Origin of the sequence: Psychrobacter sp. SZ93C1 (genome assembly GCF_015864635.1) — a bacterium.
In the GTDB taxonomy this organism is placed as follows: Bacteria; Pseudomonadota; Gammaproteobacteria; order Pseudomonadales; family Moraxellaceae; genus Psychrobacter; species Psychrobacter fozii.
The window spans coordinates 109237-135613 of sequence record NZ_JADYWY010000005.1 but is presented as its reverse complement, the minus strand read 5'-3'; the positions used below and the strand labels follow the sequence as shown (position 1 = coordinate 135613).

26 protein-coding genes are annotated in these 26377 nt (G+C 42.1%); 12 read left to right on the top strand and 14 right to left on the bottom strand.

What is annotated here, in order from left to right; genetic code table 11:
- Nucleotides 1-25 precede the first annotated feature (25 nt).
- The 9 genes from I6E83_RS08335 to I6E83_RS08295 all read right to left on the bottom strand — a co-directional run bounded on the left by I6E83_RS08335 (nt 26) and on the right by I6E83_RS08295 (nt 8505).
- Entirely contained in the window at nt 26-448 is a 423-nt protein-coding gene (locus I6E83_RS08335) for an acetyl-CoA carboxylase biotin carboxyl carrier protein (protein ID WP_197101094.1), read from the bottom strand.
- 23 nt (nt 449-471) lie between these two features.
- A complete protein-coding gene (locus tag I6E83_RS08330; protein ID WP_110923445.1) occupies nt 472-1659 on the bottom strand; it encodes an NRAMP family divalent metal transporter in 1188 nt (395 codons plus the stop codon).
- A gap of 226 nt (nt 1660-1885) precedes the next feature.
- A complete protein-coding gene (gene pxpA / locus I6E83_RS08325) occupies nt 1886-2623 on the bottom strand; it encodes a 5-oxoprolinase subunit PxpA (RefSeq protein WP_197101092.1) in 738 nt (245 codons plus the stop codon).
- Nucleotides 2613-3536 (bottom strand): biotin-dependent carboxyltransferase family protein, encoded by a 924-nt coding sequence (locus I6E83_RS08320; RefSeq protein ID WP_197101090.1) that lies wholly within the window; start codon nt 3534-3536, stop codon nt 2613-2615. The genes pxpA and I6E83_RS08320 overlap by 11 nt, the downstream gene beginning before the upstream one ends.
- Nucleotides 3537-3588: 52 nt before the next feature.
- Nucleotides 3589-4242 carry a 5-oxoprolinase subunit PxpB gene (pxpB, locus tag I6E83_RS08315; protein WP_197101088.1) on the bottom strand — a complete coding sequence of 218 codons (654 nt, stop codon included), beginning with the start codon at nt 4240-4242 and terminating at the stop codon, nt 3589-3591.
- Nucleotides 4243-4446: 204 nt separating this feature from the next.
- Nucleotides 4447-5793: an acetyl-CoA carboxylase biotin carboxylase subunit gene (gene accC / locus I6E83_RS08310; RefSeq protein ID WP_197101085.1), complete on the bottom strand. Its 1347-nt coding sequence runs from the start codon at nt 5791-5793 to the stop codon at nt 4447-4449.
- Between the two features lie 79 nt (nt 5794-5872).
- The gene (accB, locus tag I6E83_RS08305; protein WP_197101083.1) at nt 5873-6379 is read right to left on the bottom strand and encodes an acetyl-CoA carboxylase biotin carboxyl carrier protein; all 507 of its coding nucleotides are present in this window, start codon (nt 6377-6379) and stop codon (nt 5873-5875) included.
- Between the two features lie 159 nt (nt 6380-6538).
- Complete coding sequence (locus tag I6E83_RS08300; RefSeq protein ID WP_197101081.1) at nt 6539-7330, bottom strand: putative hydro-lyase; 792 nt, start codon at nt 7328-7330, stop codon at nt 6539-6541.
- A gap of 296 nt (nt 7331-7626) precedes the next feature.
- Entirely contained in the window at nt 7627-8505 is an 879-nt protein-coding gene (locus I6E83_RS08295; RefSeq protein WP_197101079.1) for a LysR family transcriptional regulator, read from the bottom strand.
- A gap of 90 nt (nt 8506-8595) precedes the next feature.
- On the opposite strand from I6E83_RS08295, the gene I6E83_RS08290 reads away from it, so the two are divergent.
- Complete coding sequence (locus tag I6E83_RS08290) at nt 8596-9036, top strand: PACE efflux transporter (protein ID WP_197101077.1); 441 nt, start codon at nt 8596-8598, stop codon at nt 9034-9036.
- A gap of 14 nt (nt 9037-9050) precedes the next feature.
- Here I6E83_RS08290 and I6E83_RS08285 read toward each other — a convergent pair whose 3' ends face one another.
- A complete protein-coding gene (locus I6E83_RS08285; RefSeq protein ID WP_197101075.1) occupies nt 9051-9797 on the bottom strand; it encodes a carbon-nitrogen hydrolase family protein in 747 nt (248 codons plus the stop codon).
- Nucleotides 9794-10705 carry a LysR family transcriptional regulator gene (locus I6E83_RS08280; protein ID WP_197101073.1) on the bottom strand — a complete coding sequence of 304 codons (912 nt, stop codon included), beginning with the start codon at nt 10703-10705 and terminating at the stop codon, nt 9794-9796. Before I6E83_RS08280 ends, I6E83_RS08285 begins: the two co-directional genes overlap by 4 nt.
- A 139-nt stretch (nt 10706-10844) precedes the next feature.
- On the opposite strand from I6E83_RS08280, the gene I6E83_RS08275 reads away from it, so the two are divergent.
- On the top strand, nt 10845-11714 hold the full coding sequence (locus I6E83_RS08275; protein ID WP_197101071.1) for a DMT family transporter: 870 nt from the start codon (nt 10845-10847) through the stop codon (nt 11712-11714).
- Between the two features lie 368 nt (nt 11715-12082).
- Here I6E83_RS08275 and I6E83_RS08270 read toward each other — a convergent pair whose 3' ends face one another.
- Together I6E83_RS08270 and I6E83_RS08265 are read right to left on the bottom strand one after the other, a co-directional pair.
- The gene (locus I6E83_RS08270) at nt 12083-13585 is read right to left on the bottom strand and encodes a caspase family protein (protein ID WP_197101069.1); all 1503 of its coding nucleotides are present in this window, start codon (nt 13583-13585) and stop codon (nt 12083-12085) included.
- 158 nt (nt 13586-13743) lie between these two features.
- Complete coding sequence (locus I6E83_RS08265) at nt 13744-14658, bottom strand: LysR family transcriptional regulator (protein ID WP_197101067.1); 915 nt, start codon at nt 14656-14658, stop codon at nt 13744-13746.
- Nucleotides 14659-14842: 184 nt separating this feature from the next.
- Between I6E83_RS08265 and I6E83_RS08260 the strand changes: the two genes are divergently transcribed.
- The 6 genes from I6E83_RS08260 to I6E83_RS08235 all read left to right on the top strand — a co-directional run bounded on the left by I6E83_RS08260 (nt 14843) and on the right by I6E83_RS08235 (nt 20595).
- Nucleotides 14843-15520 (top strand): glutathione S-transferase family protein, encoded by a 678-nt coding sequence (locus tag I6E83_RS08260; RefSeq protein WP_197101065.1) that lies wholly within the window; start codon nt 14843-14845, stop codon nt 15518-15520.
- 142 nt (nt 15521-15662) lie between these two features.
- The gene (locus I6E83_RS08255; RefSeq protein WP_197101063.1) at nt 15663-16790 is read left to right on the top strand and encodes a zinc-binding dehydrogenase; all 1128 of its coding nucleotides are present in this window, start codon (nt 15663-15665) and stop codon (nt 16788-16790) included.
- A gap of 343 nt (nt 16791-17133) precedes the next feature.
- The gene (locus I6E83_RS08250; protein WP_197101061.1) at nt 17134-17634 is read left to right on the top strand and encodes an META domain-containing protein; all 501 of its coding nucleotides are present in this window, start codon (nt 17134-17136) and stop codon (nt 17632-17634) included.
- A gap of 187 nt (nt 17635-17821) precedes the next feature.
- Entirely contained in the window at nt 17822-18484 is a 663-nt protein-coding gene (locus I6E83_RS08245; protein ID WP_197101060.1) for a DUF4377 domain-containing protein, read from the top strand.
- Nucleotides 18485-18538: 54 nt separating this feature from the next.
- The gene (ampC, locus tag I6E83_RS08240; RefSeq protein ID WP_320158387.1) at nt 18539-19702 is read left to right on the top strand and encodes a class C beta-lactamase; all 1164 of its coding nucleotides are present in this window, start codon (nt 18539-18541) and stop codon (nt 19700-19702) included.
- Nucleotides 19703-19896: 194 nt separating this feature from the next.
- Entirely contained in the window at nt 19897-20595 is a 699-nt protein-coding gene (locus I6E83_RS08235) for a VIT family protein (protein WP_197101058.1), read from the top strand.
- Between the two features lie 98 nt (nt 20596-20693).
- Here I6E83_RS08235 and I6E83_RS08230 read toward each other — a convergent pair whose 3' ends face one another.
- Nucleotides 20694-21599, bottom strand: coding sequence for a hypothetical protein (locus tag I6E83_RS08230; RefSeq protein ID WP_197101057.1), 906 nt, complete (start codon nt 21597-21599; stop codon nt 20694-20696).
- 230 nt (nt 21600-21829) lie between these two features.
- Between I6E83_RS08230 and I6E83_RS08225 the strand changes: the two genes are divergently transcribed.
- The 4 genes from I6E83_RS08225 (at nt 21830) to I6E83_RS08210 (ending at nt 26340) form a co-directional block, all read left to right on the top strand.
- Nucleotides 21830-22843 (top strand): LysR family transcriptional regulator, encoded by a 1014-nt coding sequence (locus I6E83_RS08225; RefSeq protein ID WP_110923427.1) that lies wholly within the window; start codon nt 21830-21832, stop codon nt 22841-22843.
- A 225-nt stretch (nt 22844-23068) separates the two neighbouring features.
- Nucleotides 23069-24343 carry an NRAMP family divalent metal transporter gene (locus I6E83_RS08220; protein WP_110923426.1) on the top strand — a complete coding sequence of 425 codons (1275 nt, stop codon included), beginning with the start codon at nt 23069-23071 and terminating at the stop codon, nt 24341-24343.
- Nucleotides 24344-24695: 352 nt separating this feature from the next.
- A complete protein-coding gene (gene prpB / locus I6E83_RS08215) occupies nt 24696-25589 on the top strand; it encodes a methylisocitrate lyase (RefSeq protein ID WP_110923425.1) in 894 nt (297 codons plus the stop codon).
- A gap of 97 nt (nt 25590-25686) precedes the next feature.
- Nucleotides 25687-26340, top strand: a complete 654-nt coding sequence (locus I6E83_RS08210; RefSeq protein ID WP_110923424.1) for a DUF2059 domain-containing protein — start codon at nt 25687-25689, stop codon at nt 26338-26340.
- Nucleotides 26341-26377: the final 37 nt, after the last annotated feature.

Genomic DNA, 26377 nt, shown 5'->3' with positions numbered 1-26377 from the left:
TTAACCAAAACTACGTTAACTGTCTTTAACGACGGGCTAACTCAAAAATAGGCTGTCCGTATTCAACGTTCTGGCCACTTTCAACCAAGACAGCCGTGACCACACCTTCTTTATTACTAATCACTGGCTGCAAACGGGTCAATTCATCAATGAAGCAAACGGTTTGACCTTTTTGAATGTGGTCGCCTTCTTTGATCAAGTTGTCTGTTGCATCGTCTTCACTTAAGTATACCTGCCCTACATAAGTGGCACCTACTTGCAAGACATCACTACCCGTCTGTTCAGGCTCATGAGTAGGCGTGGCCTCTATAGGATTAGCGCTCACATTATCCTGCGCACCTAGATTGTTAACCACCGTAATAGACTGCCCATTGTCTGCAATCGTGACTTCGTGCAGCTGACTGCTTTCAACCAGTTTGACCACACGTGCTATTTGCTCTATATCCATAATACATTCCTTATCTTAATTTTTTAACTCATGCCCAGATATTTAGCAATGGTCATGACACTTAGGATACTCATCACGATGGCGATTAACCAACCAAATACCGCAATCCAAATAGGATGCTTATAATTGCCAACGATATTTTTTCTGTAGGCGGCAATCAAGATGATGACCATGGCGATAGGCAATACCAAACCATTTAACGTACCGACCAATACCAGTACTTGGGCTGGTTTACCGATAGTGGCAAACACCATTGTCGAGATCACGATGAAACCAATAATGAAGTAGCGTTTGTGCTTCTCAATGAATGGATGGAAGTTGGTCATAAAAGACACAGAGGTATAAGCAGCACCAATCACCGAGGTCACAGAAGCCGCCCAAATCACCATACCAAAAATAACTTTACCCGCATTTCCTAAAATGTACTGAAACGGCGACATGGCTGGGTTGGCGGGATCCAATGCAAAGCCTTGAGATACCACGCCTAATACTGCAAGGAATAAAAATACGCGAATCACAGAGGCAATCAAAATACCAGAGACCGAGCTTCTGGTCACTGATTTTAAATTCTCTTCTCCACTGACGCCTGCTTCTAATAAGCGATGCGCCCCTGAAAAGGTAATATAACCACCAACCGTACCGCCGACTAGCGTCACGATAGCCACTGCATCAATTTTGTCAGGCATGATAGTTTTGCTGACGGCTTCTGCTAATGGCGGATCAGATTTAAAGACCACATAAATGACCAATACAATCAGGATAAAGCCCATTAACTGAGCGAACTTATCCATCATAGGCCCAGTTTCTCGGCCTAAAAATATGGCGACGGCAATCACACCACTGATCAGGGCGCCTGTGATGGGCGACATATTAAACATGGACTGCATGCCAAGTCCGGCACCGCCAATATTACCAATATTAAAAGCCAGACCACCCGCAATGATTAAGAACGCGAGCAAGTAACCGACACCAGGAAACACCAAGTTGGCGATTTCCTGTGCACGTTTTTTGGAGACAGCGACTACTCGCCAAACGTTAAGCTGGACGCCGATGTCCATAACAATAGATATTAAGATAACAAAGCCGAAACTTGCCATTAGGCTTTCGGTAAATGTGGCCGTTTGGGTCAAAAACCCTGGCCCTACTGCTGATGTAGCCATCAGGAAGGCCGCGCCTAAAATGGCGGTATTGTGTTTTTTTATAGTGCTCATAAACATCCTTGTGCTATATGGGATTATTTAATCAAATGATTAGGGCGTGTCCTCATTTTAAAAATGGTGGTAAAAATGAGATAAATTGCAGTCAAACAAGGAAAATAGCGCAGATAATATCGAGATATTAGTCAGCTATTTGACGCTGTTTGGCAAGATTTAGCCATTTTTAACCCATTTAGATGACCATCGATTGAATTGAGGACATGCCCTAGCGGGCGGATATTTAGTGGGCAGATATAGTGATACCTTTTAGCTCTAGTTGTTTCTTTATTTCTTGTGCAAATAAAATAGCGTGTTCGCCATCACCATGTAGGCAGATACTTTGCGCCTCTACTGGTACGGTTTGACCGCAGACACTGGTGACAGTCCCTTCAGTTATCATCTGCAATACATGCTTAATCGCATCATCCGTATCGGTTATTAGCGCATTGTCTTTGCTACGAGAGACCAGCGAGCCGTCTTTTTCATAGTTTCTATCGGCAAACACTTCTGATATGGCTTCTAAACCATGCTTCTTAGCTGATTTAACCAAATAGCCGCCGGACAAACCCATGACCTTTAGTCTTGGATCAAATCGTTTGATTTCACTCGTCAAAATATCTGATAAATTTTCATCGATTGCAGCTTGGTTGTACAATGCACCATGCGGTTTTACGTAGTCTAATGACACACCAACTAAGTCACAGAGCGCTTTGGTTGCACCCAACTGATACACCAATAAAGCACGATAATCGGCTTCACTTAACGGCTGATGAATACGACCAAAGTTTTCTCTATCGTTTAGACCAGGGTGTGCGCCTACGCTGACGTTGTTTGCTTTTGCCAATTGCAAGGTGGCTAGCATCTCGCTATAAGACCCAGCGTGCAAGCCGCAGCAGACATTCGCTGAGCTGACTATCGTCAATAACTTATCGTCTTGCCCGCAGCCTTCAGCCACATCAGCATTTAAATCAATTTTCATTGGCATACTCCTTTATTTGATCGATGTAATGTTGTCTTTTCTGTTGTTCATGCAGCGCCTGCTCTAACGACACAACGACGAACTGACAGGCTTTGCCAAATCTAATCTGTGCCATCAGACCTATGTCTGCGTTAATAACGGTGGCAATTTTGGGGTAGCCACCCGTCGTTTGCCCGTCTGCCATTAGGACAATCGGTTGTCCTTGTGGTGGTACTTGGATCATCCCAATATCAACGCCATGTGAGCTCATTTCTACTGGCTTACTAAATTCAAGCGCTGTAGCTCCCTCCAAACGGTAACCCATACGGTTGCTACTGCTTTGTAGTTTCCATGGCTGGGTCTCAAACGCTTGTTTAGACGACTCAGTGAAGCAGTCGTATTCGCTGCTTTTTATCACTCGAATAACCTCGGTTGGCACAAGACGGGCTACCCCAATCACAGGCAGGTTTGATTCGGTTTTTACCGTTAAGCTGTCATCGGCTTTTAGGTATCTGCCTTCAAATCCGCCAAATCCTGCTTTGAGATTGGTGCTAACTGACTGCAATACTGGCTCAATATCAAAGCCGCCATGCACACATAAATAGGTATACATGCCTTGTAGCGGACGCAAAAGCTTAAGCGTTTGCCCCACTGTTGCATTGACACGCCAATAGCAAGGAACGCGTTTGTCGTCTAGATAGGCTTCGTATAGAGCACCTGTTAAGCAAAAACTGACGCTTTCTTCAAACTGTATGGTTAGCTCACCGAGCGCTATTTCAATAGCAGGTTCGTTGGCTTCGTTTTTCATCAAAGCATTGCCGGCTTGTAGCGCCCAGCTGTCCATTACACCGTTTCTACCCACACCCATGCTTCGGTAACCCAGTCGTCCCGAATCTTGAATACTGGCAAGGGCACTTGCGGTTAAAACTTTCATTGATACCACCTGTTTATTTGTCTTTTTGATTCATGCATCTTTTATTTATCGCTTATTGATGAATATCAATCGCTTTAAATGTCAAAGTATCGCCTGCGTTAAGCAACGTCGGAGAGGTCTTGGTTAAATCAAATAAGGCAGTATCCGTCTGACCGAGTAACTGCCAGCCACCTGGAGACTCAAAAGGGTACACCCCTGTCTGCTCACCGCCGATACCCACTGAGCCTGCCGGCACTTGAGTTCTAGGGATGGCATGCCTTGGGAAATACAGCGACTCAGACAAGCCGCCAAGATAAGGAAACCCTGGCTGAAAACCGATAAAGTAAACGGTATAAGTGGCTTTAGTATGTAGCTCAACAACGGCTTCAACTGAGAGATTTAGGTCATTCGCCATGGCCGCTAGATCGGGGCCATATTTTCCACCGTAATGCACTGGTATCTCGACGTGCTTACCTTGGATGGTTTTTGAAGGGATGTCATTGAGTAGATCTGATAGCTTATCTTTAACAGTATTCAGCTCAGCCCAAGTTAATGGCACGATGAACACACTGAGCGTATTCATGCCAATTACCACTTCGATGACTTCTGGCATTTTCTGGATACTGTCTGATAAAGCCCAGCATTTTTGTTGTTTTTCTAAGGTGGTTGGTTTAGGGAAAAACAACGCTAGATTGGTTTCACTGCATAGTTGCCATTGTAGTTCCATTAGCACGTACTCCATTATTTTTTATCTGCTATAGTCAAATCCCCTATAAATTGGATACGGTGTCAGGCTCGCTTAGTCTACGACTTGTAGTACTTTCACTCGCCTTCCTGGTATCCAAATTATATTGAACTGACTACATCTTGATTCTGACGCTTCTGAAGATAATGCCAGATTTGGTTTTTACTTTTGCGGGCAAGAACTGATTTATATATTGTCTTGTATCCACTCTTCTAGATAATGAATGCTCATTTGACCTTCACAAAATATCTCATCTTCAAACAGTCGTTGATGCAGCCCAATATTGGTATCAATGCCCGTAATTTGCGCCTCCGATAAGGCCGCTCGCATTTTTTCTATCGCTTTTTCTCTTGAACGATCTTGTACACATATCTTGGCAATCAAACTGTCATAAGATGGTGGCACGGTGTAGTTCGACTCAGCATGGCTATCCACTCTGATACCAAACCCTGCTGGCATGTGGCAGTAGTCTATGCGCCCAGCATTTGGTAAAAATGTCTGCGCGTTTTCGGCATTGATACGGCACTCAAAAGCGTGTCCGGTAATGGCGATATCATTCTGTTTGTATGCCAGTGGAAGCCCTGCAGCCACTCTGATCTGTTCTTGCACAATATCCACGCCCGTCACCATCTCAGTAATGGTGTGCTCAACTTGTACACGAGTATTCATCTCGATAAAGAAGAACTCGCCGTTTTCATATAAAAATTCAAACGTGCCTGCGCCTCTATACTGCATTTGCTCGCAAGCTGTGACACAGGCTTGACCGATTTTCTGACGCTGCTCTTCGGTGATACCGGGTGCTGGCGCTTCTTCAATGACTTTTTGATGACGACGCTGCATAGAGCAATCACGCTCGCCTAAATAAATAGCATTGCCGTGAGTATCAGACATGACTTGCACTTCGATATGACGAGGTGCTTGTAAGTATTTTTCAAGATAGACGATAGCGCTACCAAAATTGGCTTTGGCTTCTGTTTGCGTCATAGAAATCGCAGAGAGTAAGTCGGCTTCTTTTTCGACCACGCGCATCCCACGACCGCCGCCGCCGCTTGCTGCCTTAATAATGACTGGATAACCGACCTCACTGGCAATCTTGATAACTTGCTCTGAATCAGCAGGCAATGCGCCATCAGAACCAGGCACACAGGGCACGCCAGCCATTGTCATTTGTTTTTTGGCTTCAACCTTGTCGCCCATGTTTCTGATATTGTCAGCCGTTGGGCCAATAAACGTGAGACCTGAGTCTTCAATCAAGGCAGCAAAGTCTGCGTTTTCAGACAAAAAGCCATAGCCTGGATGGATGGCTTGTGCGTTGGTGATTTTTGCAGCAGAAACCAGCGCTCTTTGATTGAGGTAGCTGTGTGTGGCATTGGCAGGCCCGATACAGATTTTTTCATCGGCTAGGCGTACGGGTAACGAGTCTTTGTCTGATTCAGAATGCGCAATGACGGATTTAATACCCAGCTGCTTACAAGCTCGGATAATACGTAGAGCAATCTCACCACGATTGGCAATTAAGATTTTTGTGAACATATTTATTCCCTTAAAAATATAGTGTCAAATACAGTGTTTGTGCAGCGTCTATGCAATATTGAGTGGCTATTGAGTGACTTTAACTGTCTGGCGCTATAATAAATAAAGGCTGTGCATATTCTACGACATCACCTTCCTCAATCAGAATCTCTTGAATCGTACCGTCAGCTTCTGCTTTTACTTCATGCATCATTTTCATGGCTTCAATGATACATAGGGTCTGCCCTGTTACTACCTGATCGCCCACCTTAAAGAACGCCTCAGCGGTCGGCTCAGAGCGAAGATAAAAAGTACCGAGCATAGGTGCCAATACTTGAGATGAAGATGAAGAACTAGATGAATTAGTGACCTCTGTCGTCACCGTTTCATCCATAGAGCCGTTGTCTGCACTGGTACTATTAGGAGTGTTATTGTGGGAGGTTAATGTATGTGGTTCTGAATGAGCAGTTTTTGAGTGAGAGGTATTGCCATTAGCCTGACAAACGATAGAGATACGTGCATCACCATCGGTTACTTCTAATGATTGTATGTCAGCGCTTTCTGCGATTTTGATCAGCTTTTCTAGATCTGTAAAGTTAATATTCATATTATTAGCTATTCCATTAGAGTAAAAGTGAATAATTGTTTTTTATAAAAAATTTGTGCGATGCGATACGTTTTTATTTATTGAAAGCTTCGTGGACAAACAAGATTGGATGCCATTACATTTTAAAAGGGCTTTTTAAAATGGCGTTGTCATCCAACATTATAGAACTGCCAAGTCTTCATCTTTTGGGTCGCAGATAAACATATGTCCCGGCGCGTGCGTTATCATCAGTTCAGGTTTGCTGGTCATTGCGATGCTTTGAGGCGTTACACCACAAGCCCAAAACACAGGCACTTCACCTTCCTTTATGAGTGATGCGTCACCAAAATCGGGAGAATGGATGTCTGTTATACCGATGACACTAGGGTCTCCAATATGGATAGGCGCGCCATGTACTTGCGGAAACCGAGAGGTGGCTTGTACGGCTCTGGTGATTAATGGATAAGGTATCGGTCGCATGCTGACCACCATTTTTCCATAAAACTGTCCTGCAGGCTCAGTTTCTATATTCGTGATATACATCGGCACATTGTGATTGTCTTCGATGTGTCTGACAGGAATAGACGCATTGAGCATGGCAGACTCAAAGGAAAAACTACATCCTAAAAGAAAGCAGACCAAGTCCTCTCTCCAATAGTCTGTTAAGTCTGACACCTCCGCTACTAGCTCGCCGAACTCGTATATTCGATACTTTGGGACATCAGACTTTAAGTCTGCGCCCTTCGCCATCAGCCTTGGTTCCGAAATACCAACATCTGTTACGTCTAAAATAGGACAAGATTTTGGGTTTCTTTGTGCAAACAATAAAAAATCATAGGCCAATTTCTTGGGTACTATGACTAGGTTTGCTTGTATGTGACCTTTGCACATGCCAGAAGTCGGCTTGTTGATTTCGTTCTTACCAATTAGTGCTCTGACCTCTTGTGGCGTCATATTTGCTAAATCTAACATGATTACAACCTCTTACGTTTTGACATTTCTGGCAGATAAAAAATCATCTAATAAAAACTGTATGAAGTTGGCGCTTTGTAACAGTATTTTATATATAGATAACTATATTATCGTTATGTAACCTAGCAGAACATTTTTAAAATGACAAGACGTAAGCGTTGTAAATAAACGCATGTGATACATAAATGAGAATAGACAAGGAGGGGGTGGTTATAATTATGAGCACTTGTGCAGTTTTTATTGTAGGCATTGACCAACAACTGTTTTTTATTGGTACTTACTGGCATTTATTGACGCTACTTATTTAAAGCAATCGCTGCTGATTTTAGCCAAGTCGCCGCTTTGCCTAAAGAGCGCTGCTTGTGCCAAATCAGCTCTAATGCGACTGGCCAATCATGATCGTCAAAATCCAATATCGGTGCGACCAGATAGCCATTATCTAAGGCACTAGCAACCACGTGCTCAGGCACAAACGCCCAGCCTAGATTGCGCTGTACCAACTCAACGATTACCCACTGACTCTCCACCCACCAAACATCAGAAGCGACTCGTAATCGGGCTTTTTCATCGCTGTGATTGCGTGTGGCTACCATTAACTGCCTATAGCGTTTTAGCTCTTCCCATGCGACTGGCTGATGTGCCAGCTCATGTTCTGGCGCGCATACCAATGTCAATGATACCCAGCCAAGCGTATGAAAATTCAAGGCTGAAGGAAGGATTTCTTGACGCCACATAATGCCCAAATCCGCGCGATCTTCTAATACCAAACGGCTGACATCCTCCATCAGTGGAAACAGTAGCTCTAGCTCTACACTGGGGAAGCGACGAGAGAAATCTTCCATTAGTGTACCCAGTTTCGATTCCGGATACAGCTCATCAACCGCTAATACTAGCCTGCTCTCGACCCCTTCACCCAAACTCTGTGCAACCCCGCGAAAATGCTCACAACGCTCAAGTATCACTCGAGCTTCGACCAGTAACCGCTCTCCAACGGGCGTTAGCGTTGGATAACGGCCACTGCGTACAAATAAACTACTGTCTACGTCGACTTCTAAATTTGAGACAGCCGTGCTGATGACTGACTGCGCCTTGCCCAATTGCCGCGCTGCCGCTGAGAATGACCCTGTTTCTACGGTCGCTACAAAGGCTTTTAGTTGCTCTAATGAAAAGCTCATCTATCTGTATATCCTATAGGTCCCAACTTGGTTATCCGATTTTAACAGATACAATAGCCCGATAAATCAATAATTCAATCGGGAAGTTCGATGCGTACTACTAAAGATCGTATTCGCCATACGCTAGGTTTTGAGATAGTTGGCTTAATCATATTTATACCGCTGGCAAGCTGGTTATTTGGCTTTGATATTCATGCGATAGGTCTGATTGCGGTGGTTGGATCCATCATTGCAACAGGTTGGAACTATTTTTATAACCTACTGTTTGATCACTCTATGGTGAAGCTGCGTGGGAATGTGCATAAGACGGTGCCAATACGATTGCTACACGCCTTTTTATTTGAAGGGGGCCTACTGTTATTATTCTTACCGATGATTGCATGGTATTTGGGTATCAGCCTATGGCAGGCCTTTATGATGGATATTACGATGGCTACTTTCTATGTGGTCTATGCCTTCTTCTATAACTTAAGTTACGACAAGGTATTCCCTATTCCAGAAAACCACCTTGCCACTCAATTTAATCGTTAAACTCTATGGTTGAATCAAACTAGGTCTATATAACGGTAGTTTTTCTCAGATTGTTTTATGTCTGTTAAATCGATATCCACCACTGCTATTTCTTGCGTCGAACCAAGTTTTTTGATAATTCGTCCCGTAGGAGAAACGATTAAACTCTCTCCTACAAACTTACCGCCATGACCGATGCCGACACCATTGCAGGTAATCACAAAACATTGGTTTTCAATGGCACGCGCTTGAGTCAATACATAATGGACATTCGCATAGGGAGACATGTTGCCGTTTGGCATAAAAATGATTTTTGCGCCTTTCTTTGCCAGTGCTCTAGAACCTTCTGGAAACTCTAGCTCAAAACAAATCTGAGCACCGCAAACCACATCATTAATGCTAACCACTGACAAGTCTTTTCCGCTGGTAAATACGCCAACATCATCAAGCCAAAGCTTTGACTTTCGGTGTTTATGAATGATTTTGCCCTTTTTTATAAAAGAACATGCGTTATAGAAAAGTTGATCCTGTTTGTCAATATGCCCAACAATGATGGTTGAATCGGTATTTTTGCTGGCTATTAGTAAGTCTTCAAAATGCGATTGTGATTGGCTGCATAAAGAGTCAATATTATCTGCTGTCGGAAATCCTGTAAAAGCGAGCTCTGGAAAAATCATAAAGCCTTGACAGTCTTTGTGCTCATTGATGGATTTCAATATCAAGGCGGCATTTACCGACACTTGATAATCGGTGATATCAATCTGGTTGATGACGATTTTCATAGAATTTTATTCTCATTAATATAGCACTGGGATTCCAACCAACGGCTTAATTTAAGAATGTCAGCTTGATTTGACTTTAAATCATTATAAAAGAAATAGAAACTGTCGCCAGTGAGTAATTCATGCATTGGGATTCTAACGAGATTTTGCTGATGTGTTTGTTCCAGCATCATATAGTTATCGATAAGAGTAATACCTAAATTATAACGCGCGGCCTGTGCGGCAAGCAGTACATGGCTAAACTGATTGATTTTTACATTGCTTGGTAACTCGAACCCACCTGCTTTGCACCACTTTAGCCAATCATTGGCCGCATTTTCGCTTTTGCCAGCGTATTTTACGGACAGTATGGGATGTTGCCATAATGCTTCAGGCAACGGTTGGTCTTTTATTTCATCCCACAGCCTTTGACCACAGACAGGGAATAGTTTTTCAGCGAATAAAAACGTACTGACCACGTTACGCTTTGGCGGATGGACGGTAATAAAACAGTCAGAACATTGCTCATTATAATCATCTTGGTCTGTCACCATGTTTAAGGTGAGCTCAATTTCTGGGTGTTGTGTATGGAAGTCTTCTAATCGAGGAATCAGCCAATTAACAGCCACCGAGCTATACAGTGCTAGGCGAATATGCCCAGGTTGGTCATTTCGAATGGCCTGACTGGTATTGGACAGAGCCGTCAGCGATTGATTTACTTCTGTGAAATAACGCCCGCCTATCTCCGTCAATGAAAGTGTCCGACCCTGCCTATAAAACAACGCTTCTCCAAGGTACTCCTCAAGCGTTCGAACCTGATGACTCACGGCGCTTTGCGTCACGTTGAGGCTTTCTGCTGCCTTTGAAAAGCTATTCAGTCTTGCAACGGATTCAAAGCATTGTATCGCGCGCAATGGCGGTAGTTTCATTATTATCTCAGCTAATACTAAAGGGCTTTATATCATTATACGTCATGTAAATATATGGATATACTGCTTACTCAAATATTAAATGAACGTCATTTGATGTCAATTTCTATTTATTTTTAGAGTAACGCTGAGGGTTATTATGCCAAAGATGAGTGTTGGGTTTGCCATGATTCTATTGGTTGTGGGGAATATGATTGCCGTCCTATCAGATGCGTTGATCAAAGAATTGCCAGATGGCGCAGCGGTCTATCAATTTGTCCTACTACGTCAGCTGACAGCTGTTTTGATGCTACTGCCCTTTTGCTTTTTGAATAAAAAAACCAAGTTGATTAGTAATATAAAATGGCATTTTGTACGGGGCCATATTTGGTTATTTGGTGCAGTATTTATGGTGTTGTCTATTCAAGCGCTGCCGCTGGCAACGGTGAATGCTATTTTTTATACCGCTCCTTTGATGATGTTGCCGTTAGGATTTTTGTTTTATAAAGACAGACTCACCGCGCCAAGCATCATTGCGGCAATATTGGGTTTTGTCGGTATTCTTATCATTGTAAAGCCAACGCAAATTAATATGGGCGCTATCTTTGCACTGATAGTTGCCTTAACCATGGCGACGAACAACCTACTAGTGCGTAAACTGCCTTCGAATCACACCGTTGCACAAACACTGTTTTTGACCAATTTAGTCGGCATACCATTTGGGCTTGGTTTGGCTATTTGGGAAAATGCCCCTTTGAGTTGGTATGCGCTATGGATAGCAGCCGGTTCAAATTTGTTTATTTTGATCTATGCGGGTATCTGTGTATTGGTCTACCGTGCAGTGGAAGCCCATAAAATATCTAGTGCAGAATATACGGGCCTGTTAGGTGCCGTGTTCATCGGCATCGTGTGGTTCCATGAGATACCAGATATCAGCTTATTGATAGGTTCAGCATTGATTATCATCCCTCTCATTTGGCTAGCCACACGAGAGTCTGTCAAATATAAAAGATCGGTCCCGATAGAGTAAGTGGAGATATTGGCAATCGTTTCCTGCATAAAAAATCACATCGAGTTGATGTGATTTTTAATCAATGAAACCTTACTACGCATTTTTCACCTTTATCCTCTCAACCAAGAAATCGACGGCGGCTTTCACTTTTGGTACGAGATATAAAGATAATATGTAGGGATGGACACCTTGATATATGCCAATTTCTATCAGTTTCATTGGTGGCATAACAGCAAAGGCTAGGATAGTAAAAATTGGGCTCCAGATTTTATCATTCTATTTTTACATGCTGAGCGCTTGAGGCAATACCTCAAATTTGTGTCACTAGTATGTATAATGCAATACATAGTAAAGCAGGATATTAGCAGTCCCACTCTCAATTCTTATTAGTCTTGATCAATAGCTACACTAGAAAAAATAAATTCTAGGATTGACTTTTCTATACTATAGAAGGCATCACTTACAAGCTTACGTATACTATCTATATCTTTTAAATCACAATGACTTGTTCTCCATTCATTTTTTTCTTCTAAGACCCTGTGCTCCCAACTCGTCTCATATTCTACTTCATACTTAAAAAACAATGTTAATTTAGATTTAGAAAATACAAACATAAAAAATACTTTAACCCATGGTAGTATTTCTTCTTTTGGCTCTAAAGTTATAACTAAGGACTTAGCTGGGGAGGTCGCTGTAATGTCAAAACTACTTATAATATTTCGGTATTTAGTAACAGGCTTATATTCAGTACGCTTTGTATTTCCGAATATTGAGCTTATATAACGTGATTGAGACTCTTCTATTTCAACCTTTTCTTTAGTTTGATATTCTTCATTATCGTATTCAATGTTTGCAAAGTAATGCTCTTTACTTTCCTTTATCCACTTCGCAATACTCCGGTTTGAGTTAAGCTTTATTACATATTGAAGAGTTTCAACTTGACTTGTATACAGACTATTCATGGGGTTTTGCCAATCGTAATCTTCTATGCTATTTACTAAAACTTCTAGTGATTTTTGGGCTTCATCCTCACTACAATACTTCTTACTTTTTTCACGGATAACATCTATAAGCTTTTGCTCACTACTTCTTTCATCTATAGTTTCTGAGCTGTTTTCAATATTAGCTTTATCAGGGGAAGGTAAGTTTGTTTCAGTTAAAATACTAGCTTTTAATTCTTTCGCTAAGTTAGGTGTGACGTAACAAAATATCTCAGTATTATCAGCTTGTTGAATAAATAGCGGTGTTTGGTACTTTTTAACACTTTGATCATCTGAAATGTAAGCCATTACGTCTCGATATCTTATATCTTGCCCTTCAAAATCTAATAGGGCTAACGCGAAGCTTTTAGTGAAGACGCTATAGTCTTGCAACGCAGTAGAGGATTCAGAGTTGGAAGATGAAAAGAAAAAGTATGTCTTATTAAAACTATCCTCTGAAGATTTTTCAAAAATAACTTCAAGATCATTTTTTGATTTTATATATTCAGTTCCCGCCTGACATGCATCTACAACCTTTACAGTCAGCTTAGGTTGTAATGACTTTAACATTGAGTCAAACTCACTATTTCTCAATGCGGTTTGTTCTATTTTAGAACTGTCGAAATCAGAAAACAAATAAAGAAAATCGTCTCCATGACGAGTACCATGACCTGTGTAATATATAAAAATCTCATCAACTTCTTGATCTTGGTATTTTCTAATAAATGCTGATATTTTATCTTTAGCAATTACAGATTTCGGACTTCCATCTAAAATTAAGAAATCATCATACTTGTCTGAACCTGAGATTATAGATGTCATTAGTTGAAGGTCTTTCTCACAAGGGAGTAAGTCATTCTCATTTTCGTAAACAGAGACGCCAAGTAGTAATGCAATTTTTTTGCCCATAAATATCACTAAACTCCATTTGTAAGTTTTTATATACTGACTACCACACTGTTTGCATTGGCTTTCATGGTTTTGTATAAAAAAACCAAATTTATTTGTCATCAAATAAATTTGGGCTCATAACTATATCTTATCAGATGTCTTAAACGAATGGGCCACTACATTTTCACTTTAGCAACTTTTATCCTCTCAACCAAGAAATCGACGGCGGCTTTCACTTTTGGTACAAGATAGCGCTGCTTTTGATACAGCAAATACACAGCCATATCAGCATGTTGCGTAATCGCTAACGGATGCTCAAACTGAATCTCCTGTAGCGCGCCTGACTCAAGATGTGATGACAATGCCCAGTGGGTAGACATTAAAACACCTTCACCATCGCAAGCCTTTTTGGCAAGCCATGGCCCGTTATTTGAGATCGCAACTGCTGGGCCCGAGACATCATGCCACTGATCATCGACATAGCATAACCAAGGGGTTGGACCATTTGGTGCCTTGAAATACAGGCCTTTATGCTCTTTTAATGCCATCACATGATTGGGTGTACCGTGCATCTCTAAGTAGCTAGGAGACGCAACTGGAATAAAATTATTGTCCATTAGCCTAATGGCAATCACGCGCTCATTGGGTGCGTAACCACCGCGAATCGCAATGTCGACATCATCACGACCTAGTGCTGATAGCTCATCGCTGAGACTGACATCCAATATAATCTCTGGGTATAACTTGCCAAGTTCATCTAATAATGGCAGTAGTATTCTTTCACCAAAACCCACCATCGAGCTGATGCGTAAGCGCCCCATTGGCGTGGTCTGATAACTACGAACCGTTTCTTTACTTTGTTCTAACTGGTTCAATATGTGCTGCATATCATTGTAATAAACTTGCCCTACTTCGGTCAGTTTAACGATTCGGGTCGAGCGCTTTAGTAATGTCGCACCCAAAATTTTTTCTAAATCAGATACCCGTCTAGATAATGAGGATGGCGGCACATTAAACGCACTTGCTGCTTTAGTGAAACTGCCTGTTTCTACGACTTTGCTGAAATACCGTATCGCACGTAATTGATCCAATTGACCTCTCCATTTAAATGAATATTTGAGTATTCTCGCCTTATTATTGTCTTAATAGCAATAGTGATTCACGTTATTCCTTATATATAACCACATTAAAACCAGTAATAATGTGGTTAACTTAAACGTCGCAATGAAAACACGATTAAAAATAACCTTTACGTCAACAATGGAAGAATGACTTATGATTACTTTGCACGGCTTTGCTGCAAGCAACTATTACAACATCGTAAAACACGCTCTTTTATATAAGGGTATTCCGTTCCAAGAGGACCTTTTATACGCTGGTAGTGATGATCTACTAACCGTTAGTCCAGTGGGTAAAGTCCCTGCAATCACCATGCCTGACGGTTTTAATCTGTCGGAATCTAGCGTGATTTGTGATTTCCTTGAAGAAACCTATCCTGAAAAGCCGCTATACCCTACCAATGCAGCAGAACGCGCGGCTGTACGTCAGATTATGAAAATAGCAGAGCTTTACTTTGAGCTACCATGCCGCCGACTGATTCCTTATGTGTTTTCTGGTACTCAAGCACCTAACGCAATCAAAGATGAAGTACGTCAAGTATTGGGCCGCGGTATTATTGCCATGAATCGCCTATGTAAATTTTCTCCTTGGATTGCAGGCGAACAATTCACCATGGCCGACATCTATGTGCATCACGTCAACACCATTGTCAACGCTTTTGGATCTACTCAGCTTGAGTGGGATGTACTGGCAGAAGTGGAAGGCATGAAAGAATGGAACAAGGCCATGAGTAAAACCGACATTGCACAAAGCGTTCAGGCAGATAGCCAAGCGAATATGCCTGAGTTCATGCAGCATGTGACTGCCCAAATTAAAGCCGCAAATGCTGGCTAGTTCGATGCTGACCCGTTCAATTCTAAAAAGCATTTAACGATAAAACAATCGTTATTCTTACTCACAACTAAACGACCAAAAAATAGGGCCAATGCCATCACGTGATTGGCCAAAAAAATAACTATTTGCAGGAGCAAACCTTATGACTGATAAAAATATCCAACTGACCTCAACCATTAGCGAAGACAATAAACTAACCTTGGCTTTGCAAGAAATTGATATGCCACAACCGGGTGCCGACGAAGTTGTCGTTCGTATTGAAGCCGCACCGTTGAACCCATCTGATTTAGCCGTTCTATTTAGCGTCGCTGACATGTCGACTGCCGCGCAATCAGGCACAGACGAAAACCCAGTCATTACGGCTGACGTGCCAGCTAAATTCATGCCATCTGTCAAAACTCGTGTGGGTAAAAACACGCCAGTCGGTAATGAAGGCGCAGGTACCGTAGTCGCCGCAGGATCATCAGATGCGGCACAAGCATTGATGGGGAAAACCGTTGCTGTGATCGGTGGTGGTACGTACCGTCAGTATCTTCGCGCCAATGTACAGAGCTGCTTAGAGCTAAAAGAAGGCACTACAGCTAAAGAAGGCGCATCTTCTTTTGTGAACCCACTGACAGCCTTAGCCATGGTCGAAACCATGCGCGCTGAAGGCCACAAAGCCATCGTACATGCCGCAGCGGCATCTAGCTTGGGTCAAATGCTAAACCGTATCTGTATGGCAGACGGTGTTGATTTAGTGAATATCGTTCGTAAAGATACGCAAGAAAAGCTATTGCGCGATATGGGCGCAAAATATGTGGTCAACTCAAGCAGCGATACGTTTATTGCTGATTTAACAGCTGCCATTACTGAAACAGGTGCTACCATTTCATTTGATCCAATCGGCGGCGGTCAGTTAAGCAGTGATATTCTTAACTGTATGGAAGCGGCTATCAATGTTGATGTAGAAGAATACAGCGTTTATGGCTCTAACACATTCAAGCAAGCGTACATCTATGGCGCACTAAACCGTGGCCCTATCACCCTGAACCGTAACTTTGGTTTTTCTTGGGGTGTAAATGGTTTCCTACTGTTCAATGCGCTAGGCAAACTGGGCACCAAAACAGTCGTAAAAATGCGCCAACGTGTAGCAGAAGAAATCACCACCACGTTTGCAAGCAGCTATACGCATGAAGTGTCATTGGCAGAAGTGTTGCACTTACAGTCAATCGCTGCTTATGGCAAACAAGCAACAGGTGAGAAATACTTAATCACACCTCAAGCTTAATAATGTCTAAAAGTTGTTATATCTTAAAAATATAGCGACTGTTTAACAGACTGATTTTTAATGTAGAAAAAAGCAGATGCTATTATCAGTATCTGCTTTTTTTGTGTTTTATCATCGCTATACTACTATTTCTTCTATATGACTATTACCGTACTAGGTTATTAGTGGACGTTAGTTTTATATGTTTGCATTCTCAGTCGTCCTTGTGGTTATATAACTTCTTTGTGATAATAAAAAATTAAGACAGGCTGATTTTTTATTAAAAACCATTAAACGTTTTAGTCTATTTTTTGAGGCTAGTATTTCAAAAATACTCTTATTATTTATTTCTATAGAGATGACTATGAAAAATACAACCAAGATAATGATGGCATCTACACTGGTTATGAGTGCTTTCGCTACTGGCTGCCAAACGACGACTAGCGTTACCAAGCCAGCCGCACAACCAATAACCGAAGAAGTATTAGAAGCGAACAACTGGCGTTTGATTGAGGCGAAAAACAACAATGGAGATATCGTCAACGAGCTATTCTTTAATCCATCGAAACCATTAACGCTTAACTTTATGGCTGCTGAAGGCAGCAATCTTGTTAGTCTTATGAATACTTGTAACAATATAGGTGCTGGATATAGTGTGGTAGATGGTGAGGTGCAGCTAACCTTGATAAGAAGTACAATGATGGCTTGCCCTGAACCATTAGCCAAATTTGATAGTGCTGCCGCTGTAACGGTCGAAGGCAAATACAGTTTTGGTAAAAATGGCGATAACATGCCTGTATTGATTATCGCTAATGACAACCAAGTCTCTCACTTTAAAGCTGTGCCTAAAACAAACACACCGTAATTATAGGGTACTCAGCTTTTTTCTTAGAATGACAAATAATGCCTCACTATTAAACAGCGAGGCATTATTTATATAAATGAAAAGATCACTTGGCTAGCAATAGCTAGATATAAAAAATCGCTTTAATCTGCTCTTTAAAACATTAAAAATAAGTAAATACTTAAATCACTATTAATAAGGATATGTTATGTCGTTTATCAAAATATGCACATTGGCATTAGTTACCGCCTCGTCTTTAGCGGCGTGTAGCAGTTATAATCAGACAGACTTGAGCAATAAAACGAGTGTCAGTCAAATCACAGACGGCAACTCATTTATGAATACGATAAAACCAAGCAGCGCTCAGGCGATAATTGGTCAAGTGACTGGCATTACCTCACAAGACCGAACGCAGCAAAAAGTCACCATAGTGGCTCAAGATGGTAATTCTTATATAGCATCCATTAGCAAGTCTGATTTTGATCAGCAGAATACCTATCAAATGCAAAAGCTGGTCATAGGTGACTATGTAGAGGTAATGGGCGAGCAGTCACAACTAGATGACGAGCACCAGCTTACTGTACGTGCGATGCCATACGTATTACGCAAAATCATTATCGCTGACCATCAAGTAGATTGTGTGGGCGTTGCTCCGCAGTCTTGCTGGTTGACGAAGCCTGCTGGAATCACCGCCGATAGTCAGGCGGATTGGGAGTATAGATATAGCGGCATAGAAGGATTTGACTACGAACCTAACTATGAGTATACCTTGCTTATCAAGAATACGGCCATTGACAGACCACCTGCTGATGCATCGTCAATTCAGAGCACCCTGATACAAGTACTTGAGAAAAAAAGAACCAAGCCTTAATTGGTAAAACATAAATCACCAAAGCGGACAAACAACCACATAATGAAAAAATCAGTGCAAAACACCTTAAATCGAGTCGGACTTACCATTTTAGTTGCAGCCTCATTAATGTCTGGAGCAGCACAAGCAGCGGGCAATAATGAGACTTTGAAAATTGAGGTTGATAAGCAAGCCAAATTATTAATGGAAAAGCATGACATCCCCGGCATGTCCTTTGGCATTATTATCGATGGCAAGTCTTATCTCTATAATTATGGCCTAGCGGACAAACAAGCCCGCATACCTGTCTCAGAAAACACGATTTTTGAATTAGGCTCTATCAGCAAGACATTTGCCGCTACTCTAGCCAGTTATTCTGAGCTGAATGGCACACTATCATTAGAAGATACCGCTGATAAATATATCCCTTATCTAAAAAACAGCGCTATTGGTGATACCAAACTGATTAATCTAGCCACCTATTCGGCAGGTGGTCTACCGCTTCAAGTACCTGATGATGTCACCGACAATCCGGCATTGTTCCGCTATTATAAGTCTTGGCAGCCTGTATTCCCTGTCAACTCAAAACGTCTATACTCGAATGCCAGTATCGGGCTGTTTGGCTACATATCCGCCCTAAGTATGGGCTCTGACTACACACAGCTAATGGAAGGTAAAATCCTACCAGCACTCAACATGCCAAATACTTTTGTCAATGTGCCTAGTGATAGAATGGCTGATTATGCGTTTGGTTATAATGCTGCTGGCGATGCCATCAGAGTCAATCCCGGTATGTTAGACGCAGAAGCCTACGGGATCAAATCAACCAGTGCAGATATGACTCGATATATGGCTGCGAATATGGGATTAGTATCTCTTGATAAAGAGATTCAGCAATCATTGAAGAATAATAGAAAGGGTTACTATCAGGTGAGCACCTTTACACAAGGATTAGCGTGGGAGATGTATCCATTCCCTACTTCACTGGATACCTTGCTTGAAGGCAATTCGATGGACGTAGTACTGAACCCCCAGACCATTACCACAGACAAGTACCCTACACCCGTTTTAAACAACGTATGGGTCAATAAGACAGGTGCTACCAATGGGTTTGGTGGGTATATCGCTTATATCCCTTCCAAAAAATCAGGCATCGTCATTTTAGCGAATAAAAACTATCCTAATGCGGATAGAGTCAAAGCAGCCTATACGATTTTGGAAAGTGCAATGACTCACTGATTTTTTCATTCATTTAATATGAGCCACAAAATGATTGGATGAGATGAAAGCTCGCGTTATGAGTAGCTAGAGCTTGTCATTAATTAGCACATTTATATATTTAGTCATCAAGCTAAGGAAATCTTACTGTATAAAAAACTGAGTAATAGTAGATAATTAAGTCTCAAGTGTTTAACGACTCTCTAAGGGTATCTATGCATCACTCTATTCATGACGAGCCTCATCTTAGTAACCGCAATCATTGGTTAAGAGCAGCCGTATTAGGTGCGAATGATGGGTTGATTTCAACTGCCAGTTTACTGGTCGGCGTGGCAGCGGCAAATCCTAGTAGCCAAACCATGCTATTGACCGGACTGGCAGCATTGACAGCAGGTGCATTATCAATGGCGGCTGGCGAGTATATTTCGGTATCTTCGCAAGCAGATACCGAAAAGGCTGATTTGACCAAGGAGCAATATGAGCTGACACATAATGCTGATCGCGAGCTCTTTGAATTAACGAAAATTTATGAGATGCGCGGACTTGATCACACGTTGGCTCATCAAGTCGCGGTAGCTTTAACGGAACATGATGCCCTTGAAGCCCATGCCCGTGACGAGATTGGTTTGACCGATCTTAGCCAAGCAAAGCCAATTCATGCATCCGTTGCTTCAGGATTATCGTTCATTGCTGGGGCGATATTGCCTGTGATTGGTGTCATGGTATTACCAGCGCAGGCATTGGTTTGGTCATTGGCATCCATTACCTTACTTGGTCTCATTCTGTTGGGTGTAATATCTGCCCGTTTAGGCGGCGCGCCCGTCATTCCTGCTATCGTTCGGATCATTTCGTGGGGAGCGATTGCAATGCTAGCCACATCAATGATTGGACGTTTATTCGGTGTGGTAGTGTAGAGGGGATTCCATTGAAAACAGTACCATCTTAATGGTAAGTGCATTAGATAGAGCGATGAACACCTGACTAATAATACAAAGCATATGGTAGGTAAAACCTAGTCATTGGTCTCACGATACACTGTATTTTGTGATTCTTGTCTAAATACCTCATAACTGATAGCAGTATCAGCTTGCGAATCATTAGAGGCAGCTTCTGATAATGGTGCCTCAGTTGCCTTTGCTCCATTAGGTGTACTGCCTTGACTCTCGCTAGTAGCTTCACCTTGTTTCGCAGCTGCTACTGGCGTCTCTATAGCGCTTGGTTCCACCTCAGGTTTACTATCATCTATGATTGTTTCTGATTCAATCTCTTCAGCCGGTATATTGTTTGTCGTTACTGCTGTCTCAACTGCCTCAATATTGCTATTGGGAGTTGAGCTTGCACTATCAGGCACAGCAGTATTCGTTGAAGTGGATAGAACCCCAGTGAAAATGAGCACTGCGACGATAACAGCAATTAATAATGAGCCAAAAATGATACCAATAATAAGCGGTTTTTTGCTACTTGCCAGCTTGTTCTGTGCTGTTGCTGCTGGCTCATTAACGACTTCCTGTATCTGCGCCTCTTGAGTGGCCCAGTCATCATTATAGGTAGTCGCTTTGGCGTCAGATTGCATATCAGCTTCTGAATCCATGACTTTGTTATGGTCACTATTCAACTGAGTATGAGTATCATCAGATTCTATCTTTAATGATTCATCGATATTGAACGTTTCTTCTTCTACAAGTGAGTTTGAATTTGAGAAATCAAAAACAGTATCTGTGTCGGTCGGGGTTATATCTAACGCTTTCTCTCGTGTCTTTATATTGCCAGTAGCACGGCTGTCATCTTCAGTGCTTTGCACACGGCTAATGAAGCGATCATAGATATCGTTGTTGGTACGGGTACGCGATTTTTTGTTGGCAATTTTCGCCAACCTCTCTTCAAAATCTGTCTCGATATCCGTTTTTTTGTCGCTCATAGAATAATACCAAACCAGTTTATTCTACTGGTATTAAATGACTGCTAGAATGAGTTGTGATATTTATCACCAAATTGTAACTATAGCGTAAGCAAACAATATAGTTGCTCACCATATTATCTTCAAGCACAATTTATTTGATATTAATAATATTTGTAAAATATATCCAGCATAATATCGTCAATATGCTAATGAATATAAAGACAATATATAAAAACAGGTTTAAGGGTATGGACTTAAAACAGCTTAATGCATTTATCGCTATCGCAGATTTGCGCAGCTTTAGTGCAGCCGCAACCAAAACAGGATTGTCACAACCAAGCCTGAGTCGTCTACTTAAACAGCTCGAAACAGATATGGGCGTAGAGTTGATCGATCGCTATCATCGGCCGCTAGATTTGACTGAAGCAGGCGCGTTCTTTTACGATAAAATCAGTACCATACTGACAGAGATTGATACGGTTACCAGTATGACTCAACGACTGTCTGCACCAAGTAGTATTTTAAACATTGGCTTTGTGCCTTCTGTGCTTTATGGCTTGCTTCCTGAAATAATCGCGATGCTCAAGCAATCCAGCCCCGACATCGAAGTCAATCTAAAAGACATCAGTTCATATCAGCAGATAGAAGCACTCAAATCTGGTGAAATCGATATCGGCTTTGGTCGCTTTGCTCACAAAGACCCTTGGATTCAACAGATATTACTACGGCATGAGCGTTACGTCGTCGCGCTACCAAAAGCACACGCCTTAGCGCATATCCGTGAACAGCGCTTGATAGATTTGGCAAACAACCGCTTGATCCTATACCATCAAACGCATTTACCAATAGCTACAACCGTATCGACATCAAACGCACAGAGCGTAAAGTTGACCGCTCATACAAAAAACAACCGTACAACCAACAAGCAGTCCACACTTAATACACCTATTACCGAGCCATTACTACATTTGTTTGCACAATACGGTATTTCACCATTTATGACCACAACAGTAAGTGACTTACAGGTAGCGCTGGGTTTGGTGGCTGCTGGCGAAGGTATTACCCTCGTACCTGCCAGCCTAAAAACGGTGCGCACCGAGCAAATTAGTTATCAAAGCTTGGTGCATGAGAATGTTACCTCCCCTATCTATCTACATACGCTCAAAGACTTCGTTCACCCTAGTATTCCTGACTTACTCAGTGCGATTTATCACGTTTATGAGCAGCGCGGTATTACTTATCGTCAGCAGAAATTTATGTGAGTATTGTCAACCTTGACTGTTAAGTGCTAATCTCGCTATCACGCCCAGTAAAAAACGGTCAATCGTTAACTATCTATTGGTATTGACCGTAAAAATAATCATTATTACGAGCCGTACAAGGTGTGATACAGTCACCGCTTATTTTTTTGTACACATTGCTGTAATGGTTGCTGGCAGTACATCACAGGACGTGATGGCTAGCTATTTAACTATTTCGAGGGACTCATGACCACACAACAACTCAACAATTCCGACATGGCCAGCACTGCCCAAGAAGGCTTTAGCTGGCGCATTTTTGGTCCTGGTATTTTAATGGCGACTGCTGCTATTGGTGGCTCGCATCTTATCTCCTCTACGCAGGCTGGTGCTATCTATGGCTGGCAGTTGGCTATCATGATTATCTTAGCCAATGTGTTTAAGTATCCTTTCTTTCGTTTCGGCACTGATTATGTCTACGATACGGGCGAAAGCTTGATCGCAGGTTATGCCAAACGCTCAAAAGCATATTTGTGGATTTACTTTATCTTGTCTATCCTATCTGCGGTGATTAGTACAGGAGCGGTGACTCTGCTTGCTGCGGTGATACTAGGCTTTATGCTACCCGCGTCTCTTGGTCTATCAACGATGGTGCTGTCATTGATCATAGTGGGAGTGTCTTGGTTCTTTCTACTTGCTGGACATTATAAACTACTGGATGGTGTGACTAAGTGGATTATGATTGCTTTGGTCTCCGCCACAGTATTGGCGGTACTGATTGCTGCTGGCAAGCCGACGGTGATGACGCCTGATTTTATTCCTACCTCTCCTTGGAATTTAGCAACGCTAGGCTTTATCGTGGCGCTCATGGGTTGGATGCCAGCGCCGCTTGAGTTTGCTGCCATTACCTCAATGTGGACATCTGCGAAGCGAAAAGCTGACAACACCACTCTCAAACAAGGTTTGCTTGATTTTAATGTGGGATTTTTGGTTTCTGCTATTTTAGCGTTGTTCTTTTTATCATTAGGTGTATTCGTTCAGTATGGTTCTGGTCAGGAAATTCAAACCGCAGGCGTCGCTTATATTGATCAGCTCATCAACATGTATACGGCGACCATCGGTGAATGGTCAAGGCTTCTGGTCGCCTTTATCGCCTTTATGTGTATGTTCGGCACGACGATTACCTGTGCTGACGGCTATGGCCGTGCAAATGCTGAGTGCTGGCGTCTACTGAAAGGTGAAAGCGAGATTAATAAAAAACAAGTCGCCTTTTGGACGACTTATGCCATCGGTGGTGGTCTAGTGATTATCACTTTCTTCACTGGACAGTTGGGTGCCATGCTGAAATTTGCCATGATATCAGCGTTTGTGTCTGCGCCTATCTTTGGTTGGTTAAATTATTCATTGGTCAAAAAGCATAAAAAACTATCAGCAGGTATGAATGTTTATTCAATTATAAGCTTACTGTTCCTAGGTGGCGTTGCCTTGTTATTCTTAGCCAATCTTGCTGGTCTCTTTGGTTAGACGCCTATCTATAGTACCTCTAATCATTTATAAAGCTCTTCTAGCCTCGCTATTAGGGTTTTTTTCTTGCGTGATATTTATAAAATCAGATAAGTATTTAACTTATCTTTGTAAGTAAATGTAAATATTAAAGGTCAGTCAATGAAGTCGTTTTACTAAAATGAATAGTAATGCATATGAACCATTGATTTATGGATACCATTATTTGTAATACAAATATTATTAATTTTATTTAATACATAATTTAAATTTTGTAATCAATAACAGTAAAAACTCCCTTCTCAGTGACTGATAATTGGGTATAATCGATAACAATAAAGAGATTATCATCCCTCCAAGTAAGGATTAAAACATGACTTTATCATCTGCTGGCGCGCGCTTCCGTAGTGCCTTAAAACAAAAAAACGATAACAACCAACCACTACAGATTGCTGGCGCTATTAATGCTTATACCGCGATGATGGCAACCCAAGTGGGTCACCAAGCGTTGTATCTATCTGGTGCCGGCGTGGCCAATGCGTCATTTGGTTTGCCTGATCTGGGTATGACCAGTCTTGATAACGTCCTAGAAGATGCCCGCCGTATTACCGATGCCGTTGATACACCGCTATTGGTTGATATCGATACTGGCTTCGGTGGTGCCTTTAACATTGCCCAGACCATCAGAAAAATGGAAAAGGCCGGCGTGGCAGCGGTACATATCGAAGATCAAGTGGCGCAAAAGCGCTGTGGTCATCGCCCTAACAAAGAAATCGTTAGTATCTCAGAGATGGTTGATCGTCTAAAAGCGGCACTAGATGCCAAAACCGATCCTGACTTTGTGGTGATGGCACGTACAGATGCCTTGTCTGTAGAAGGTTTAGATGCTGCTGTTGAACGTGCTGTTGCCTTCCAAGAAGCTGGCGCAGATATGATTTTTGCTGAAGCGCTAACCGATATCGAGATGTATCGTAAGTTTACCGATGTATTGGATATTCCTGTGCTAGCGAATATGACAGAGTTTGGTCAGACTGATTTGTACACCACTGATCAGCTGCATGGCGTTGGAGTTGATATGGTGCTGTATCCGCTATCAGCCTTCCGTGCGATGAACAAAGCTGCATTGAATGTCTATCAGCATTTACTGAACGACGGTACGCAAGACAAAGTTGTCGATACCATGCAGACTCGTATGGAATTGTATGATTTCTTGAATTATCATGAATTTGAGCAGACACTAGACAAACTGTTTGCTGGTAATAAGTAGTTAATAGTTAATAGTTACTTAGCAACGCCGAACGGATAAATCACCTTTGAGTGTTTTATCTTCTCGAAATTCATCTTCACTTACCTTTAGGTTATTTATGTCATTTTTCACCCCTAACTCTATCGTTAAATCTTCAATTTTTAGCTGCACGCTCGCTGCGTTGTTGCTTACGACGGGTTGTGATAAAACACCAGAAACCGCTGACGACACAACCAGTGATGCAAGCACTGCTGAAGTTGTTGCCACAGATAAGGCTGCTGCACCCGCTACTCAAAACGATTTAGTAATGACAACGATTACGCTAGATACTGTCAATAATTTATTGTTTGCACCGATTATCAATAGCGGTACGCTCAGTGCAGAGCAAGTCAGCTGCCTTGAGTCGCGCGATGAAGACTTAGGCAAAGCAGAAGTTGATAGCTTCTATCAGAGTCAGTTTACTGAGGCAGAGCTTCAAGAGCTGGATGACTTTTATACGTCAGATGTGGGAGAGAAGTTGATTGCTTTTGGCAATGAGCAATTGCGCGTCATGAATGGCGAAGAAATTGCAACGCCAATGGCTGAGCCGACCCCAGAAGAAATGACTGAAATCCAAACCTTCATGGAATCACCGCTTGGTGTTAAGTATATGAAGATTAATAATGCAGAAGGCGAAGGCAGCGCAATGGAAGTGCTTAACGTGCCTATTGAAGCTGAATTTAAGCGTTGTAATGTCGATTTAGGTGGCCCACAGCCTGAACAACCTGCGTAACGCTCAACTGGCGCTATAGTCAGTCATTAACCAATAA

Coding starts and splice junctions, on each gene's coding strand:
- I6E83_RS08335 (WP_197101094.1), bottom strand. CDS start 448: ATGGATATAGAGCAAATAGCACGTGTGGTCAAACTGGTTGAAAGCAGT.
- I6E83_RS08330 (WP_110923445.1), bottom strand. CDS start 1,659: ATGAGCACTATAAAAAAACACAATACCGCCATTTTAGGCGCGGCCTTC.
- pxpA (WP_197101092.1), bottom strand. CDS start 2,623: ATGAAAATTGATTTAAATGCTGATGTGGCTGAAGGCTGCGGGCAAGAC.
- I6E83_RS08320 (WP_197101090.1), bottom strand. CDS start 3,536: ATGAAAGTTTTAACCGCAAGTGCCCTTGCCAGTATTCAAGATTCGGGA.
- pxpB (WP_197101088.1), bottom strand. CDS start 4,242: ATGGAACTACAATGGCAACTATGCAGTGAAACCAATCTAGCGTTGTTT.
- accC (WP_197101085.1), bottom strand. CDS start 5,793: ATGTTCACAAAAATCTTAATTGCCAATCGTGGTGAGATTGCTCTACGT.
- accB (WP_197101083.1), bottom strand. CDS start 6,379: ATGAATATTAACTTTACAGATCTAGAAAAGCTGATCAAAATCGCAGAA.
- I6E83_RS08300 (WP_197101081.1), bottom strand. CDS start 7,330: ATGTTAGATTTAGCAAATATGACGCCACAAGAGGTCAGAGCACTAATT.
- I6E83_RS08295 (WP_197101079.1), bottom strand. CDS start 8,505: ATGAGCTTTTCATTAGAGCAACTAAAAGCCTTTGTAGCGACCGTAGAA.
- I6E83_RS08290 (WP_197101077.1), top strand. CDS start 8,596: ATGCGTACTACTAAAGATCGTATTCGCCATACGCTAGGTTTTGAGATA.
- I6E83_RS08285 (WP_197101075.1), bottom strand. CDS start 9,797: ATGAAAATCGTCATCAACCAGATTGATATCACCGATTATCAAGTGTCG.
- I6E83_RS08280 (WP_197101073.1), bottom strand. CDS start 10,705: ATGAAACTACCGCCATTGCGCGCGATACAATGCTTTGAATCCGTTGCA.
- I6E83_RS08275 (WP_197101071.1), top strand. CDS start 10,845: ATGCCAAAGATGAGTGTTGGGTTTGCCATGATTCTATTGGTTGTGGGG.
- I6E83_RS08270 (WP_197101069.1), bottom strand. CDS start 13,585: ATGGGCAAAAAAATTGCATTACTACTTGGCGTCTCTGTTTACGAAAAT.
- I6E83_RS08260 (WP_197101065.1), top strand. CDS start 14,843: ATGATTACTTTGCACGGCTTTGCTGCAAGCAACTATTACAACATCGTA.
- I6E83_RS08255 (WP_197101063.1), top strand. CDS start 15,663: ATGACTGATAAAAATATCCAACTGACCTCAACCATTAGCGAAGACAAT.
- I6E83_RS08250 (WP_197101061.1), top strand. CDS start 17,134: ATGAAAAATACAACCAAGATAATGATGGCATCTACACTGGTTATGAGT.
- I6E83_RS08245 (WP_197101060.1), top strand. CDS start 17,822: ATGTCGTTTATCAAAATATGCACATTGGCATTAGTTACCGCCTCGTCT.
- I6E83_RS08235 (WP_197101058.1), top strand. CDS start 19,897: ATGCATCACTCTATTCATGACGAGCCTCATCTTAGTAACCGCAATCAT.
- I6E83_RS08230 (WP_197101057.1), bottom strand. CDS start 21,599: ATGAGCGACAAAAAAACGGATATCGAGACAGATTTTGAAGAGAGGTTG.
- I6E83_RS08225 (WP_110923427.1), top strand. CDS start 21,830: ATGGACTTAAAACAGCTTAATGCATTTATCGCTATCGCAGATTTGCGC.
- I6E83_RS08220 (WP_110923426.1), top strand. CDS start 23,069: ATGACCACACAACAACTCAACAATTCCGACATGGCCAGCACTGCCCAA.
- prpB (WP_110923425.1), top strand. CDS start 24,696: ATGACTTTATCATCTGCTGGCGCGCGCTTCCGTAGTGCCTTAAAACAA.
- I6E83_RS08210 (WP_110923424.1), top strand. CDS start 25,687: ATGTCATTTTTCACCCCTAACTCTATCGTTAAATCTTCAATTTTTAGC.